This is a genomic window from Curtobacterium sp. MCLR17_058 (assembly GCF_003234705.2).
In the GTDB taxonomy this organism is placed as follows: domain Bacteria; phylum Actinomycetota; class Actinomycetes; order Actinomycetales; family Microbacteriaceae; genus Curtobacterium; species Curtobacterium flaccumfaciens.
This window is the reverse complement of sequence record NZ_CP126262.1, coordinates 2473109-2487823: the sequence shown is the minus strand read 5'-3', so window position 1 is coordinate 2487823 and position 14715 is coordinate 2473109. Positions and strand designations below refer to the sequence as shown.

General features: G+C 73.7%; 13 protein-coding genes. 6 read left to right on the top strand and 7 right to left on the bottom strand.

Annotated elements, in window-relative coordinates; genetic code table 11:
- Positions 1–110 precede the first annotated feature (110 nt).
- From DEJ11_RS11740 to DEJ11_RS11730, 3 genes are all read left to right on the top strand, one after another.
- Complete coding sequence (locus DEJ11_RS11740; protein ID WP_081827389.1) at positions 111–443, top strand: WhiB family transcriptional regulator; 333 nt, start codon at positions 111–113, stop codon at positions 441–443.
- Between the two features lie 178 nt (positions 444–621).
- Positions 622–3459: a glycosyltransferase gene (locus tag DEJ11_RS11735; protein ID WP_111039892.1), complete on the top strand. Its 2838-nt coding sequence runs from the start codon at positions 622–624 to the stop codon at positions 3457–3459.
- Positions 3456–4865, top strand: a complete 1410-nt coding sequence (locus tag DEJ11_RS11730) for a DUF5719 family protein (RefSeq protein ID WP_071405767.1) — start codon at positions 3456–3458, stop codon at positions 4863–4865. The genes DEJ11_RS11735 and DEJ11_RS11730 overlap by 4 nt, the downstream gene beginning before the upstream one ends.
- Before the next feature lie 58 nt (positions 4866–4923).
- On the opposite strand, the gene DEJ11_RS11725 is transcribed toward DEJ11_RS11730, so the two are convergent.
- Positions 4924–5364, bottom strand: a complete 441-nt coding sequence (locus DEJ11_RS11725) for a metallopeptidase family protein (protein WP_071405768.1) — start codon at positions 5362–5364, stop codon at positions 4924–4926.
- A gap of 59 nt (positions 5365–5423) precedes the next feature.
- On the opposite strand from DEJ11_RS11725, the gene DEJ11_RS11720 reads away from it, so the two are divergent.
- Complete coding sequence (locus tag DEJ11_RS11720) at positions 5424–5639, top strand: DUF3499 family protein (protein ID WP_071405769.1); 216 nt, start codon at positions 5424–5426, stop codon at positions 5637–5639.
- A gap of 105 nt (positions 5640–5744) precedes the next feature.
- Complete coding sequence (gene ahcY, locus DEJ11_RS11715) at positions 5745–7223, top strand: adenosylhomocysteinase (protein ID WP_111104503.1); 1479 nt, start codon at positions 5745–5747, stop codon at positions 7221–7223.
- A 123-nt stretch (positions 7224–7346) separates the two neighbouring features.
- Here the strand turns inward: ahcY and DEJ11_RS11710 are convergent, their stop codons facing one another.
- Positions 7347–8216: an RDD family protein gene (locus DEJ11_RS11710; protein ID WP_111104473.1), complete on the bottom strand. Its 870-nt coding sequence runs from the start codon at positions 8214–8216 to the stop codon at positions 7347–7349.
- Between the two features lie 42 nt (positions 8217–8258).
- Between DEJ11_RS11710 and DEJ11_RS11705 the strand changes: the two genes are divergently transcribed.
- Complete coding sequence (locus tag DEJ11_RS11705; RefSeq protein ID WP_111055276.1) at positions 8259–9257, top strand: stage II sporulation protein M; 999 nt, start codon at positions 8259–8261, stop codon at positions 9255–9257.
- Positions 9258–9270: 13 nt separating this feature from the next.
- Here DEJ11_RS11705 and DEJ11_RS11700 read toward each other — a convergent pair whose 3' ends face one another.
- Genes DEJ11_RS11700 through DEJ11_RS11680 form a run of 5 tightly spaced genes read right to left on the bottom strand, consistent with a single transcriptional unit; the run spans position 9271 to position 14705 of the window.
- Positions 9271–10623, bottom strand: coding sequence for a DUF58 domain-containing protein (locus tag DEJ11_RS11700; protein WP_111104470.1), 1353 nt, complete (start codon positions 10621–10623; stop codon positions 9271–9273).
- Entirely contained in the window at positions 10623–11582 is a 960-nt protein-coding gene (locus tag DEJ11_RS11695) for an AAA family ATPase (protein WP_111104500.1), read from the bottom strand. Before DEJ11_RS11695 ends, DEJ11_RS11700 begins: the two co-directional genes overlap by 1 nt.
- 53 nt (positions 11583–11635) lie before the next feature.
- Entirely contained in the window at positions 11636–12877 is a 1242-nt protein-coding gene (locus DEJ11_RS11690; RefSeq protein WP_111104467.1) for a DUF4350 domain-containing protein, read from the bottom strand.
- Positions 12874–13557 (bottom strand): DUF4129 domain-containing protein, encoded by a 684-nt coding sequence (locus DEJ11_RS11685; RefSeq protein ID WP_146250090.1) that lies wholly within the window; start codon positions 13555–13557, stop codon positions 12874–12876. Before DEJ11_RS11685 ends, DEJ11_RS11690 begins: the two co-directional genes overlap by 4 nt.
- The gene (locus DEJ11_RS11680; protein ID WP_111104461.1) at positions 13512–14705 is read right to left on the bottom strand and encodes a glycerophosphoryl diester phosphodiesterase membrane domain-containing protein; all 1194 of its coding nucleotides are present in this window, start codon (positions 14703–14705) and stop codon (positions 13512–13514) included. The genes DEJ11_RS11685 and DEJ11_RS11680 overlap by 46 nt, the downstream gene beginning before the upstream one ends.
- Positions 14706–14715: the final 10 nt, after the last annotated feature.

Below are 14715 nucleotides of genomic sequence, written 5' to 3'. Positions count from 1 at the left end.
CTGGAGCGGTCAGTGCCTTCTATGATCCGCGACTTGACTCAGGCGAATGACACCGCTGTAATTACAGACAACGGCCGCAAGAGTTGGGGTTCGTTGTCGAGGCGGCAGGGGTGATCAGGGTGAACGGTTCCGAGTTCCACGCCGGAGTTCCGGAGGACTGGCACGTCGATCCCGTGGCGCTCGGCGTCCCGGGTGTCCGACGTCCGGAGACCGACGACGAGGAGAACCCGCTCGCCTGGCAGGTCGACTCGCTCTGCGCGCAGACCGACCCCGAGGCGTTCTTCCCCGAGAAGGGCGGCTCCACGCGCGAGGCGAAGAAGATCTGCACCTCGTGCGAGGTCCGGGCACAGTGCCTCGAGTACGCGCTCGAGAACGACGAACGCTTCGGCATCTGGGGTGGCCTCTCCGAGCGTGAACGCCGCAAGTTGCGGAAAAGGGCGTAGGAGCGTTCACGGCGCGCCAGCGCCGTGCGACTGCGCCCCTGAGGAGCCTGCGACGAAGGCGCCGGAAGGCGACCACCTCCGCCCGTCCCGCACCGCGCAGTGAGCGCATCCAAAGGTTCACGGCGCGCCGCCGTCCGCGGCCGACACCGCGCCTCCAGACCGTAGAGTGACGCCCGTCATGCAGCCCAGAGTCACCGCGATCCTCGTCGCCGCCAACGGGGCGGCCCACCTCGACCGGACCCTGGACGCGCTCGCCGCCCAGACCCGCCACCCCGAGAACCTGGTGGTCGTCGACGTCGGCACGACCGACGGATCGACCGCCGAACTGTCCTTCGGCGGGTCCGCGCAGCTCGTCCGGCTGCCAGCCGGTACCGCGTTCGGTGACGCCGTCCGCCAGGGCGAGCGCAGCGCGCCGCCCGCGGCGACCGACGAGCCGGTCGACGAGTGGCTGTGGGTCCTCGGCCACGACAACGCGCCGGCACCGACCGCGCTCGCCGACCTGCTGTCCGCCGTCGAGATCGCGCCGTCGGTCGTCGTCGCCGGTCCGAAGCTCGTCGCCGACGACGACCCCTCGCTCATCCGCGCCTTCGGCGAGAGCATGACCCGCTTCGGCCGGTCGATCGTGCTGGTGCAGGACGAGCTCGACCAGGGCCAGCACGACCGCAACACCGACGTGCTCGGCGTCGCCGCGGGCGGCATGCTCGTGCGCCGCTCGGTCTGGAACGAACTCGGCGGCTTCGACCCGGCGCTGCCGGACGTCGACGCGGCCCTCGACTTCTCGGTGCGGGTCCGTCTCGCCGGGCACCGCGTCGCCCTCGTGCCGGAGGCCAAGGTCACCAGCGCCGGACCGATCGAGGAGTTCGGCCGCAAGCGCGTGTCCGAGGCGCGGCGCGTCCGGATGCACCGGCAGGCGCAGCTGCACCGCCGGATGACGTACGCGCCCGCCGCGCTGGTCTGGCTGCACTGGCTCACGCTCGTGCCGTTCGCGATCGGCCGCGCGCTCGGTCACCTGGTCGCGAAGCACCCCGCTGCCGTGGTCCCCGAGCTCTCCGCCGCGTTCGCCGTCGCGTTCGGCGGCGGCACGGGGCGGGCGCGCAAGAACCTCGCCCGCACGAAGAAGCTCGGCTGGGCCGCCGTCGAACCGCTCCGCGTGAGCTGGCGTCGGGTGCACGAGCACCGCACCACCTCCCGGGACGTCGAACTCGCCCGGGCGGAGGACGCCCCGATCGCCCGGGCGTCGTTCCTGAGCGACGGCGGCATCTGGGTGGTCCTGGCCGCGGCGGTCCTCAGCGTCGTGACGCTCTACCCGCTGCTCGGGTCGCCGGCCCTGACCGGCGGGGGTCTCCTGCCGCTCTCCGCGACCCCTGGACAGCTCTGGCAGAACGTCGGGTACGGCTTCCACTCGCTCGGTACGGGCTTCACCGGCCCGTCGGACCCCTTCGCCGCGGTGCTCGCCGTGCTCGGCTCGATCGTGTTCTGGTCGCCGTCCACCGCGGTCGTGCTCGTCATGCTCGTCGCGTTCCCGCTGTCCGCACTCGGCGCCTGGTTCGCGGTCCGCAAGGTCACGACCCGCACCTGGGTGCCGGTCATCGGTGCGTCGCTGTACGCGATCGCCCCGTCGCTCGTCGGAGCCGTGACGACCGGACACCTCGGCGCCGTGATCGCGCACCTGGTGCTGCCGTGGCTGTTCGTCGCCGTGCTCGAGGCGCACCGCTCGTGGGCCTGGGCCTCGGGAGCGTCGCTCCTGTTCGCCGTCGTCGCCGCCTCGGCGCCGTCGCTGCTGCCGGTCCTGCTGGTCGGCTGGCTCGTCGCGCTCCTGGTCGGCTGGCGCCGGGCCCACCGTCGTCTGTTCATCCCGGTGCCGACCGCGGTGCTCTTCCTGCCGCTGATCCTGGCGCAGGCCGCACGCGGCAACCTGCTCGCGGTGTTCGCCGACCCGGGTGCGCCGTCCGCGACCCGGGCGCCGTCCGCGCTCCAGCTGGCCATCGGCCAGCCCCTGCCCGACTGGAGCGGCTGGCTCCCCGCGACGTCCGGACTCGCGCTGGTCGCCACGGTCCTGCCGATCGTGATGGCCGTCCTCGCGCTCCCCGTGGCAGCCGCTGCGATCGGGGCGATGCTCGGCCACCGCTGGGCGGTCGCGGGCTCGGCGCTCGTCATCGCGCTCCTCGGGTTCGCCACGGCCTTCGCCGCCACCCACGTCACGGTCACCGGTGTCGGGTCGACCACCACCATCGTCTGGCCCGGCAGCGGTCTGTCCGTGTACTGGCTCGCCCTCGTGGTCGCGGCCTGCATCGGCATCGACGTGCTGCCGAAGGCCGCCCCGGTCACCGGGCTCGTCGCGACCGTGCTCGCCGGTGTGGCCGTGGCTCCGGCCTTCGCGGCGTTCTACCTCGGCACCGCCACGATCGAGCCGACCACCGGCCGGGTGCTCAGCGCGTACGTGAACGCCGAGGCCCAGGCGAACCCGGACGTCGGCACGCTCGTGGTCGTCCCGCAGGACGACGGTTCGCTCGCCGTCACGCTCGAGCGCGGGCAGGGTTCCACCCTCGACGACCAGTCGACGCTCGACGCCACCGCACTCCGGCTGAGCGAGTCCGGCGCACGGCTGACGACGCTCGCCGGCAACCTGGCGAGCCGCAGCGGGTACGACCCCCGGCCGGCGCTCCGCGAGCTCGGCGTGAGCTTCGTGCTCATCGACGACGCCGGTGACGACCCCGAGGCGCAGACCGTGCACGACCGGGCCGCCGGCGCGATCGGTCAGAACGCGCTCTTCACGAGCATCGGCGAGACCACGAACGGGCAGCTGTTCCACTACGAGGGCGAGGTCGACCGCACCCGCTCCGGCTCCGCGGCGACCCAGGCCACCCACGTGCTGTACCTCGTCGTGCTCGGCGTGGTCTTCGGCGCCGCAGCACTCCTCGCGGTCCCGACGGCCCCCCGCCGCCGCCGTGCCACCTCGAACGTCATCGAGGCCGAGGAACCCGCCACCACCTTCGACGAGGAGCGCGACGAATGAGCACCAACCCCTCCTCGGTCCGGCGCTGGATCGTCCGCGGCACCGCCACGGCCGTCGCCGTCGTCGTCGCCGCGGGTGCCGTCACCGCGGCCCACGCCATCGGCACCGAGTCCGAACCCGGTCGACCGGCCGGACGCACCGTCACGCCGGTCCCCGCGGCCGCCGAGCGTGTCTGCGCCGGCAGTGCGCTGCGCCTGTCCGACGACGCCGGCAACGACGCGACGCAGGCGAGCACCGTCGGCACCGCGACCGTCGCGACGGCGACGACGGGTTCGACGGTCGAGCGGTCCTCGCTCGACTCCTCGACCACCGGCGGCAGCGACCCCCGGCTCCTGACGGCCCCCGCTGGCGAGACGACGCCGCAGGTCGCGGGCAGCAGCTTCCAGAGCGTCTCGAGCGGCGACCTGGTGGGCGCCGGCGCCGCCTCGTGCGACGACCCGACCCAGTCCACGTGGCTCGTCGGCGGCTCGACGGAGACCGGTCGGACGAGCCTCGTCACGCTCTCGAACCCGACCGACGTGAACGCCACCGTCGACCTGACGATCTTCGACGGCTCGGGGACGGTCAGCGCACCCGGGACCACCGGCATCGTCGTCGCGCCGAACACGCAGAAGGTCGTCCCGCTGTCGGGCTTCGTGTCCGACGCCGCCTCGACCGTCGTGCACGTCACGTCGTCCGGCGGCCAGATCGTCGCGCACATGCAGGAGTCCGTCGTCCGCACCCTCACCCCGGGCGGCTACGACATCGTCTCCGGTGGGGCCGCGCCGTCCCGCTCGCAGGTCATCCCCGCCGTCGCCCTCGCCGACGCGCAGGCCGCCCAGCGCGGCGACGACACGGCCGACGCGGCGCCGATCGTCCGGCTGTTCGTCCCCGGCACGAAGTCGGCGCGCGTCACCCTCGGCATCAGCACGGCCGACGGCGGCGGCACGACCGTCAACGCCACCGCCGAGCCCGGGGTCGTCACCGACGTCGCGCTCGACGACTTCCCGGACGGCCGGTACTCGTTCACCGTCACCTCGACCGAGCCGGTCGTCACCGGTGCACGCACCACGACGCCGACCGACGGTGCCAGCAGCGGCACCGACCTCGGGTGGTTCGCCTCGGCCGAGCCGCTGGGCGACCGGACGATCACCGCCATCGCCCCGGGCGAGGGTGTGCGGCTGAACTTCGTGAACCCCACCCGCCAGGACCGCTCCGTCACGGTGCGGTCGGGCGACGAGCGGCGCACGCTGAAGATCCTGTCCGGTGCGACCGTGACGCTCCCGGTGCAGACCGCGAAGCAGCTCACGCTGACCGGCACGGAGGGCATCGTCGCGGGCGTGACCTACCGCGGGGCCGACGGCATCGCCGGCTTCCCGGTGCGCCCGGCGACCGACGTCTCCACGCCGGTCCGCGTCTACCCCTGACGCCGGGCGCGGTCAGCCCAGCGCCGGCGGCACGACGGGCCGGCGCGGTCCGCCCGGCTCACCAGTGCCGGTAGCGGTCCGGTGCCAGGTCCCAGGGGTCCTTGCCGATCAGCTCGCCGACCGCGCGGAACACCGCGGTCTCGATGATGATGCGGCGGTCCGAGTCGTCCTTCTCGGGGCTCCGGTTCACCCGCTCGACGGGGATCCGGAAGACGGTCACGCGGCGGGTGTCGCGGTCGATCCGCCAGCGCGGCATCTCGTCCGGCAGGGTCGTGTCGCTCGGCATGTCCGCCACCTGGAACACGACGCCGGAGAGCTCCTCGGGCCAGAGACCGAGCAGGTAGTGCGCGCTGTCGCCGACGATCCGGTCGAACGCCTCGGCGCGGGTGATGATCGGCGCGAGCTCGGGCCCGGTGACGCTCGAGCGCCCACCGCGGCCGTGCCGGGAGCGCCCCCGACCGCGGTCGACCGGGGTGACGAGGCGAGGCTTCCGACGCATCCCCACATCGTACGCGGGGACGGGTGCGCGCCGGACGCTCCGCTAGGCTCCCTGTCGAGATGGACGTGCGGATCTGCAGCAAGGTGGCGTGTGCCAACAGCGCTTCGTCGACCCTGACGTACGACTACGGCGACTCCATGGTGGTCGTCGGTCCGCTGTCGACCCGGGTCGAGCCGCACGGCTACGACCTCTGCGCCCGGCACGCTGCCGCCCTGCGCGTCCCGCGCGGCTGGCAGGTGGTGCGGCGCGAGCCGCTCCCGCGCGACGTCGACTGACGGCTCGCGTCCGCGACGTGGGTGCGGGGGTCGGTCTGGAGGCCCGGGGAACGTGACCGGGATCGGCTGGTGATCCGCGCCTCCCGGCATGGAAGACTGGTGGGCATGCCCACCGAAACCCGCACCGCTGCTGCGTTCCGCGTCGCCGACCTGTCCCTCGCCGAGGCCGGCCGGCACCAGATCCGCCTCGCCGAGAACGAGATGCCGGGCCTGATGTCCCTGCGTGACGAGTTCGCTGCGTCGCAGCCGCTCGCCGGCGCGCGCATCGCCGGGTCCCTGCACATGACGGTGCAGACCGCGGTGCTCATCGAGACGCTCGTCGTCCTCGGCGCGCAGGTGCGCTGGGCCAGCTGCAACATCTTCTCCACCCAGGACGAAGCCGCGGCCGCCGTCGCCGTCGGACCCACCGGCAGCCCGGACGCCCCCGCCGGCGTCCCGGTGTTCGCGTGGAAGGGCGAGACGCTCGAGGAGTACTGGTGGTGCACCAGCCGCATCTTCGACTGGAGCGACGAGGCCGCCGCGGCGGGTGCCGACTGGACCGGACCGAACCTGATCCTCGACGACGGCGGCGACGCCACGATGCTCGTGCACACCGGCGCCGACGCCGAGGCGGCCGGTGCCGCTCCGGTCGCTGAGCCGGACGCGAGCACCGAGTGGAAGATCGTGCTCGACACCGTCGCGCGGTCGCTCGAGACGTCGTCGGACCGCTGGACCCGCATCGCGGCCGACATCCAGGGCGTCACCGAGGAGACCACCACGGGCGTCCACCGCCTGTACGAGCTGTTCCGGAACGGCGAGCTGAAGTTCCCGGCGATCAACGTCAACGACTCGGTGACGAAGTCGAAGTTCGACAACAAGTACGGCATCCGGCACTCGCTGCCCGACGGCCTGAACCGGGCCACCGACGTGCTCATCGGTGGCAAGGTCGCCTTCGTCGTCGGCTACGGCGACGTCGGCAAGGGTGCGGCCGAGGCGCTCCGCGGGCAGGGTGCCCGCGTCATCGTCAGCGAGGTCGACCCGATCTGCGCGCTGCAGGCGGCGATGGACGGCTACCAGGTCGCGCGCCTGGCGGACGTCGTCGACACCGTCGACATGGTCATCACGTGCACGGGCAACCTGGGCGTCGTCGGGGTGGACGAGATGCTCGGGCTGAAGCACCTGGCGATCGTGGCGAACGTGGGGCACTTCGACAACGAGATCGACATGGCGGGGCTCGAAGCGCTGCCCGGCGTCTCGAAGGTCGAGATCAAGCCGCAGGTGCACGAGTGGCGGCTGCCGACCGGGCGGTCGATCCTGGTGCTGTCCGAGGGCCGGCTCATGAACCTCGGCAACGCCACCGGGCACCCGTCGTTCGTGATGAGCAACTCGTTCACGAACCAGGTGCTCGCGCAGATCGAGCTGCACACCCGGCGCGAGGAGTACCCGACCGGCGTGTACGTGCTGCCGAAGCACCTGGACGAGAAGGTCGCGCGGCTGCACCTCGACGCCCTCGGGGTGCAGCTGACGTCGCTGCGTCCGGAGCAGGCGGCGTACATCGGTGTGCCGGTCGAGGGTCCCTTCAAGCCGGACCACTACCGCTACTGAGCGCGGCGGGGCGGCCTGGGGCCGGCGGAACCTGGTTCCGGACACAGCACCGTGGATCTCCGCGGTGCTGTGTCCGTTTCGCGGTGTTGCGCGGGGGCAGTCAGCGCCGCGCCGCGCCGCGCGTCAGCGCGGGAAGCCCGGCGGGGGCGCCGCCGCGGTTGCCCCCGCTGCGGTCAGCAGCTCGGCGCGGGCACCCAGCGCCCGGACGTCCCGACGACGCCGCAGCACGACGACCCCGGCCAGGAAGACCTCGGGCGGGACCGACGGCACCGGGTGTCCGAACGCGGACACCTCGGCCGCCAGGGTCTGCGCCGCAGTCTCGCGAAGTTCGGGGCGCATCAGTGCAGCCCCGCGGAAGAACGCACCGAGGCGGTTCTCCAACCGCTGCGGCAGCGCCGAGACGTCCGCGACACCGGCCCAGGCCGTCAGCTCCGGGGGCAGCAGCACCTCGGGGTCCCGCTGCTTCGGCAGGCGCTCGTGCTGCACGATCGTGCCCGCCAGCAGGTCCCCGAGGCGCCGAGGCCGACTGCCGAACAGCGCGACGAGCAGGGCGACCGAGCCGAACGTCATCCACAGCTCGAACAGGCCGACGAGCGACCGCGTGAAGGCGTGCCGGAAGCCGATCGCGCCGCCGTCGAGCCGGACGACGCGGGTGCCGGTGGCGAACCGTCCCACGCTCCGCCCCTTCGTCACGGTCTCGACCGCCGCGGGCACCAGCACGAGCACGACGACGAGCAGCACGATGTTGAGGGCAGCACCCCAGGCCGGCTCGAGCCCCCTCGGCCAGAGCCGCCAGACGCCGAACAGCGCCAGCACGAACAGGACGAGGACGCACAGGCCGTCCAGCAGCGCGGCCGCGAGTCGCAGCACGAGTCCGGCGGGCTGGACGTCGAGCGCGACGCCCTCGCCCACCACCAGCTCGTCGGCGGTCTCGTCGAGGTCGCGCGAGAACCGGGCGTCGGCGAGGTCACGCGGCGTGCGGGGCTTCGGCATGGGATCATTCTGTCGGAGATCGCGCGACCTGAGGGGGAACACGTGGACCTGGATGCCTACACCGAGGTGCACCGTGACCGGTGGCAGGAGCTCGACCGTCTGGCGCGTGCCCGGCACCGGTCCGGTGCGGACGTCGACCGGCTCGTCGCCGGCTACCAGGAGGCCGCGACCGACCTCGCCCGCATCCGGGGCGCTGCACCGCGCACCGTGACCGGCGACCGGCTCTCGCTCACGCTGTTCCGCGCCCGCCTGCGCTTCACCGGCACCCCCGTCGACCCGTTGACGGCCGTCGCCCTGTTCTTCACGCGGCAGCTGCCCGCGGCGCTCTACCGGATCCGCTGGGTGACGATCTGGGTCGCGCTCGCGACGGTGGCGATCGGGGCGATCGTAGCCGTCTGGATCACGACCACCCCAGGTGCGACGGCGACGTTCGGCAGCGAGGAGGCCCTGCGCCGGTACGCCACGCAGGACTTCGTCGACTACTACTCCGACCGTGGCCTCGGGGCCTTCACCGCGCAGGTCTGGACGAACAACGCCTACATCGCCGCGACGATGGTGGCGTTCGGCATCACCGGGGTCTTCGTGCCGTTCTCGATCATGCAGAACGCCGTCAGCCTCGGGGTCTCCGCGGCGATCATGCACTCCCAGGGGCGCCTGGCCGACTTCTTCCTCTACATCTCCCCGCACGGGCAGCTCGAGCTCTACTCGGTGTTCCTCGCCGGCGGTGCGGGGCTGATGATCTTCTGGTCGTGGGTGGCGCCGGGGCCTGGACGCACGCGCGCCCAGGCCCTCGCCGAGGACGGCCGCGCACTCATCACCATCGCGATCGGCCTGACCCTGACCCTGCTGCTGTCCGGCATCGTCGAGGGCGTGGTGACGCGGCAGGACTGGCCGTGGCCGATCAAGATCGGCATCGGCACCCTCGCCCTGGTCGCGGTGCTCGCCTACCAGTGGGTGCTCGGCGGCCGCGCGTACCGAGCGGGGGAGCGCGGCGACCTCGAGGAGTTCGAGCGCGGCTCAACCGCCCTGGTGGCCGGCTGACGTCCGTCCCGGTTCAGAGCCGGCCGGTGGCCTTCGCCCGGATGTAGGCGTCGGCGACGAGCGGCGGGACGTCCGCCGGTGCGCCGCGCACGACCTCGGCGCCGGAGCGCCGTGCGACGTCGGCAGCACCGTCCGCGTCGAGCAGGGTGCGTTCGGCGGCCGCGCGTCGGTAGACGTCGCGCTCCGCGCCGGTCGGGAGGCCCGGCACCCGTCCGCCCCGCGCGGTGCGGATCGCCTTGGTCGGGTCGACCCCGCCGCGCGCCATCCGCTGGACGGCCGGGTCCTCGATGCTCGTCACGACGACCGCGTGCCGTCGGGACAGTCGGGGGAGTACGGCGAGCAGGTCGCCCGAGGCGCCGACGGAATCGAGGCTCGAGGCGAGGACGACCATGGCGCGCGAGGTCGTGATCGAGTCGACGAGCGCGGGGACGGATGCCCAGTCGGTCGCGGCGAGCCCGGGTTCGGCCATCGCGAGTGCCTCGCCGAAGCGCTGCACGACGTCGGTGCGGGTGGCACCGTGCACGCGATCGTGTGCCGTGTCGTCGAGGACCACCAGGTCGACGCGGTCACCGGCGGCGGCAGCGAGGGCACCGAGGAGCAGCGCCGACTCGATGAAGGTGTCGAGTCGGGGTTCGTCGGCGACGCGGCCGGCACCCGCCCGGCCCGCGTCGACCACGACGACCACGCGTCGGTCGCGTTCCGGACGCCAGGTGCGGACGACGAGGTCCTGCCGCCGCGCGGTGGCGCGCCAGTCGATGGACCGCACGTCGTCGCCGCGCACGTAGTCGCGCAGCGAGTCGAACTCGGTGCCGTGCCCGCGGAGCTGCAGCGTGGTCTCGCCGTCGAGCTCGCGGAGCCGTGCCAACCGTGACGGCAGGTGCCGCCGGGAGCGGAACGGCGGCGTCACGACGAGTTCGCCCGGTGCTGCGACGACCCGCTGCCGTGCGGCGAGGCCCAGGGGACCGAAGGACCGCACGGCGACCCCGGTGGTGCGGCGTCGACCACGACGGAACGGTGTGAAGCGCATCCGGGCCGTCCGTCGCTCCCCGGCGGGGACCGTCATCCGGATCCGACGGGGAAGGTGGCCTGCCGACGGCTCCCACATGTCGCGGACCACACCGCGGACCGTCCGGGAGCCGTCGTTGGCGAGCACGAGGGTGCCGTCCGCGGTGCTGTCGCGTCGAGCGAGCCGGGGCATCCGTCGCTCCACGCGGACCCGTCGCAGGTCGGCGGCGAGCACGACGTCGAGCGCCGCGGCGAGCAGCACCACCCCGACCCACGCCAGACCGGCCCACCCGCTGCCGAGCAGCACGGTGGGCACGAGGGCGACGGCGAGGAGCGCGACGAACCGGCCGGAGACCGCCACTAGATCGGCACCCGCACCTGCTCGAGCACCTGCTGGAGCACGCCGTCGGCGCCGACGCCCTCGAGCTCGGCGTCGGCGGCGACCCGCAGGCGGTGCCGCCAGACCGGCAGGGCCATGGCCTGCACGTGGTCCGGGGTGATCGCGTCGTAGCCCGTGAGCCAGGCCCAGGCCTTGGCGGCCGCGAGCAGTGCCGTCGCTCCGCGGGGGCTCACCCCGACGCGGACGGACGGTGCCTGCCGGGTGGCCCGGGCGAGGTCGACGATGTACGCGAGCACGTCGTCGCGCGCCCCGACGCCGCGGACGGCACGCTGCGCACGGACGACCTCGTCGACGCCGACCACCGGGTTGATACCGGCGGACCGGACGTCGCGCGGGACGAACCCGTCGGCGTGGCGCCGGAGCACCTGCCACTCGACGTCGCGCGGCGGGATGTCGAGCGTCAGCTTCATCAGGAACCGGTCGAGCTGCGCCTCGGGCAGCGTGTACGTGCCCTCGAACTCGATCGGGTTCATCGTCGCGGCGACGAAGAAGGGGTCGGGCAGGGCCCGGGCGTCGCCGTCGACGCTCACCTGGCGTTCCTCCATGGCCTCGAGCAGGGCCGACTGGGTCTTCGGCGGCGTGCGGTTGACCTCGTCGGCGAGCAGGACGTTCGTGAAGACGGGGCCCTCGCGGAACGGGAACGTGCCGGTCGATGCGTCGTAGACGAGCGACCCGGTGACGTCGCCGGGCATCAGGTCCGGTGTGAACTGGATGCGCTTCGTGTCGAGCGTCATCGCGGCGGCGAGGCTGCGGACGAGCAGGGTCTTCGCGACACCGGGGACGCCCTCGAGCAACACGTGCCCCTGTGCGAGGAGTCCGACGATCATGCCGGAGACCGCGCCCTCCTGGCCGACGACGGCCTTGGCGACCTCGGTGCGGACCCGGCCGAACGCGTCGCGCAGGTCGGTGCCGGCCGCGATCGTCGGGTCGTGCTCCGGTGCGGTGTGCTCGGTGGTGGCAGGGGGCAGGTCGGTCACGGTCGTGCTCCTGGTCGGTCGGGGTCGGAGGTCGGTCGGTCACCGGAGGTCGCCCGGCGGACGGCGCGTTCGAGGTCGTCGAGCGCGGCGGTGCCGTCGACGAGCGCACGGTCGTCGTCGGTGGTCCCGCCGACGAGCACGGCGCCGACACGGGTGTGCGGGATGCCGGTGGCCTGGGCCGCGGTCCGGACGACCTCGTCGACGTGGGCCGAACGGGGCAGACCGAGCATCCGGCCGATGCGGCGGACGGCGGCGACGCGCAGGGTGTCGAGGGCGTGGGTGCGGTCACGGGTGCGGGCGTACATCCGGGCGCGACCCTCGGTGGTCTCGGCAGCACGGACGACGACGGGCAACCGCTCGACGACGAGCGGGCCGAGCCGTCGGCCCCGCCAGACACCGGCCGCCACGGCGACGAGGGCGAGCAGTGCGAGGGCGCTCGGGACCCACGGCGGGGCGAGCTCGCCGAGGGTCGGTGCGGCGTCGGGGGTGCCGACCGCCGGGGTGTACCAGACGAGTCGCTCGTCGGCGCCGAGCAGCCCGAGGGCGAGCGCGGCGTTCCCGGCGGTGGCGATCGTGTCGTTCCGGAACGCCGAGGTCGTGCCGAGCAGGGTGACGTCACCGCCCGGGGTCGTGGTGCGCACGAGGCCCCAGACCCGGGAGCCGCCCTCGCCCGTCGGCGCGCACCGTTCGGCGGCGTCGTCGTCCACGGTGTACCCGGAGCCGGCGGTCGTCACCCGGGCAGCCGAGGCCGCCGCCGGGATCCCGCACGAGGCCGTCGAGACGGTGGCGTCACCGTCGATCTGGGCGGGCGGGTCGACCGGGAACCCGAGCAGCGCGTCGAGGCCGGCGCCGCTCGTGCCGACGACCACGACGTGCCGGGCCGTGCGGGCGATGCGTTCCGCGACGGCGGGGTCGAGCGCGCCGTCGGCGTCGTCGATGAACACCGTGCCGCCGTCGATCCCGCCGACGCCGTCGACGGTGTCGGTGACGGAGACCGCGGTGCCCCGCTGTTCGAGCACCCGGACCAGCGCGGCAGAACCACTGGCCGTCGTCGAGGTCGGGTCGAGTGCGCGCAGTGCGTCCGGGTCGGTGCCCTGCACGAGGGCGGTCAGCGCGGCGAGCAGGACGCCGACCAGGACGATCGCGACCCAGAACCCGATGCGGAACCGGCGTCCCTCGGCCGGAGCAGGAGCAGGAGTCGGTTCGGCGCTCGTCCGCGTAGCGGTGTCGGTCGTCATGCCGGCACCACCGGTCCCTCGGCCCGGGCGGGCCGGGCCTGCCGGACGGTCCGCTCGGTGTCGAGCACGCGCAGGGCCGCGGCTTCGTCGGCCTCGGCACCGAGGTACCGGACCGCGTCGAAGGCGGTCGCTGCCGCGTCGAGTGCACCGGCCGACGCGGGGAACGGCACCGCACCCCGCGCGGCGATCGTCCGCGCGGTGGCTCCGGGCACGTCGGGCACCAGGTCGCGTTCGCCGAACCCCCTGGCGATCGCGCGGAACCCGTCGAGCACCGCTGCCGACCAGTCGGCGCGACGGACGGCGGCCTGGGCCGCTTCGAGGAGTTCCCGGGCGGAGCGCAGGTCGTCGGCGTCGAACACCCCGCCGGTGTCACCGTCACCGGCCCGCGCGCGCCGGCGGGGGAGTCCGCGGGCGACGACGACGAGCACGATGACCGCGACGAGCACCACGATCGCGATCACCAGCGCGGTGCGGGCCGCCGCGGGGGAGTCGATGCCGTCGGCGCGGAGCGACCCGAGCCAGTCGAGGAAGGAGCGCGAGGCACGGTCCCACCACGTCGGCCGGGCACCGTCGTAGGCGGACCGCTCGAGTTCGCGCTCGAGCAGGCGACGCGCCTCGTCCGGGTCGACCGCCGTCACGCGGAGCCGTTCGGCGGCGCCTGGCCCGGACCCTGCTGCCACGGCTGCTGCTGCGGCTGCTGCTGACCGGGCTGCCACGGCTGCTGCTGGGCCGGCTGCCACTGCTGCTGCCCCGGCCACGGCTGCTGCTGCTGCGCCTGCCACTGCTGGCCACCCCACTGCTGCTGCGGCGGCCACGGCGGGCGTGCGACGGGCTCGGACGGGGCGAACGGGTCGGTCGGCTGCCCGGAGTCCAGGTGCGATGCGATCCGCTGGTCGAGCGCCTCGGTGCGGATCCGCCGGTCGATGGCGAGGAACGTGGTGATCGAGGCGCTCAGCACGTCGGTGATGCACTGCACCGCGATCGCGAGCAGGCTCCCGACGACGATGGCGATGACCGCACCGGTGCCGGCTCCCGACGTGCCGCCCGTCTGCCCGAGGGGGTCGAAGGTGCCCCCGACGAGCACGGCGCCGATGGTGAGCGGGATCGACGCGATGGACGCCGCGAACCCGAACATCAGCTGCACGAGCAGCAGGATGCCGAAGGTCCGCCAGAAGGCCCCGCGGGTCAGGCGCCACGACTGTGCGGCTGCGGCGAAGACCGGCCGGCCCTCGAGCGCGATGGTCGGGACGGTGAGCACGAAGCGCGTGGCGAGCCACACGACGACGACACCGATGCCGAGCACGAACAGCACGAGCACCAGCACGAACCACCCGGTGCCGGAGTCGGCGGCACCCATGGCCGCGAACACCCCGAAGAACACGAGCCCGGCCAGGAGCGCGAGGACCGCACCGGCCCCGATCTGCACGAGCATCCACGCGACGACGGACCACCGGCGGCCGGCGAGCAGCGCCCACAGCCCCCGGAACGTGGCGCGACGGCCGAGGACCCGCTGCCCGGTGTCCGCGGCGACCGGCGCCACCAGGAACCCGCGACCGAGGTAGGCGAGGAACGGCAGCACGACCGAGAGCAGTGCCGTGAGCGTCAGCGTGCCAGCGACCACCGAGTCGGCACCGCTGCCGCCGTCGAGGGCCGAGAACATCCGCGACTGCAACGCCTGCTGCCCGAAGGTGCTGGCCAGCGTCGAGAGCAGGCCGAGCACACCGCTCAGCAGCACGCTCCAGAGCAGCAGCACGCGGGCGTTCCGGCGGAAGACCGTGAACGCCCCGGCCAGGATGTCCCCGAGACCGAGCGGGCGCAGCGGGATCACCGGACGCGAG

Bases quoted from the DNA above. Each gene is read 5' to 3' on its own strand.
- DEJ11_RS11720 (WP_071405769.1), top strand. From the start codon at position 5,424: ATGGACGTGCGGATCTGCAGCAAGGTGGCGTGTGCCAACAGCGCTTCG.
- DEJ11_RS11690 (WP_111104467.1), bottom strand. From the start codon at position 12,877: ATGACGACCGACACCGCTACGCGGACGAGCGCCGAACCGACTCCTGCT.
- DEJ11_RS11730 (WP_071405767.1), top strand. From the start codon at position 3,456: ATGAGCACCAACCCCTCCTCGGTCCGGCGCTGGATCGTCCGCGGCACC.
- DEJ11_RS11735 (WP_111039892.1), top strand. From the start codon at position 622: ATGCAGCCCAGAGTCACCGCGATCCTCGTCGCCGCCAACGGGGCGGCC.
- ahcY (WP_111104503.1), top strand. From the start codon at position 5,745: ATGCCCACCGAAACCCGCACCGCTGCTGCGTTCCGCGTCGCCGACCTG.
- DEJ11_RS11710 (WP_111104473.1), bottom strand. From the start codon at position 8,216: ATGCCGAAGCCCCGCACGCCGCGTGACCTCGCCGACGCCCGGTTCTCG.
- DEJ11_RS11725 (WP_071405768.1), bottom strand. From the start codon at position 5,364: ATGCGTCGGAAGCCTCGCCTCGTCACCCCGGTCGACCGCGGTCGGGGG.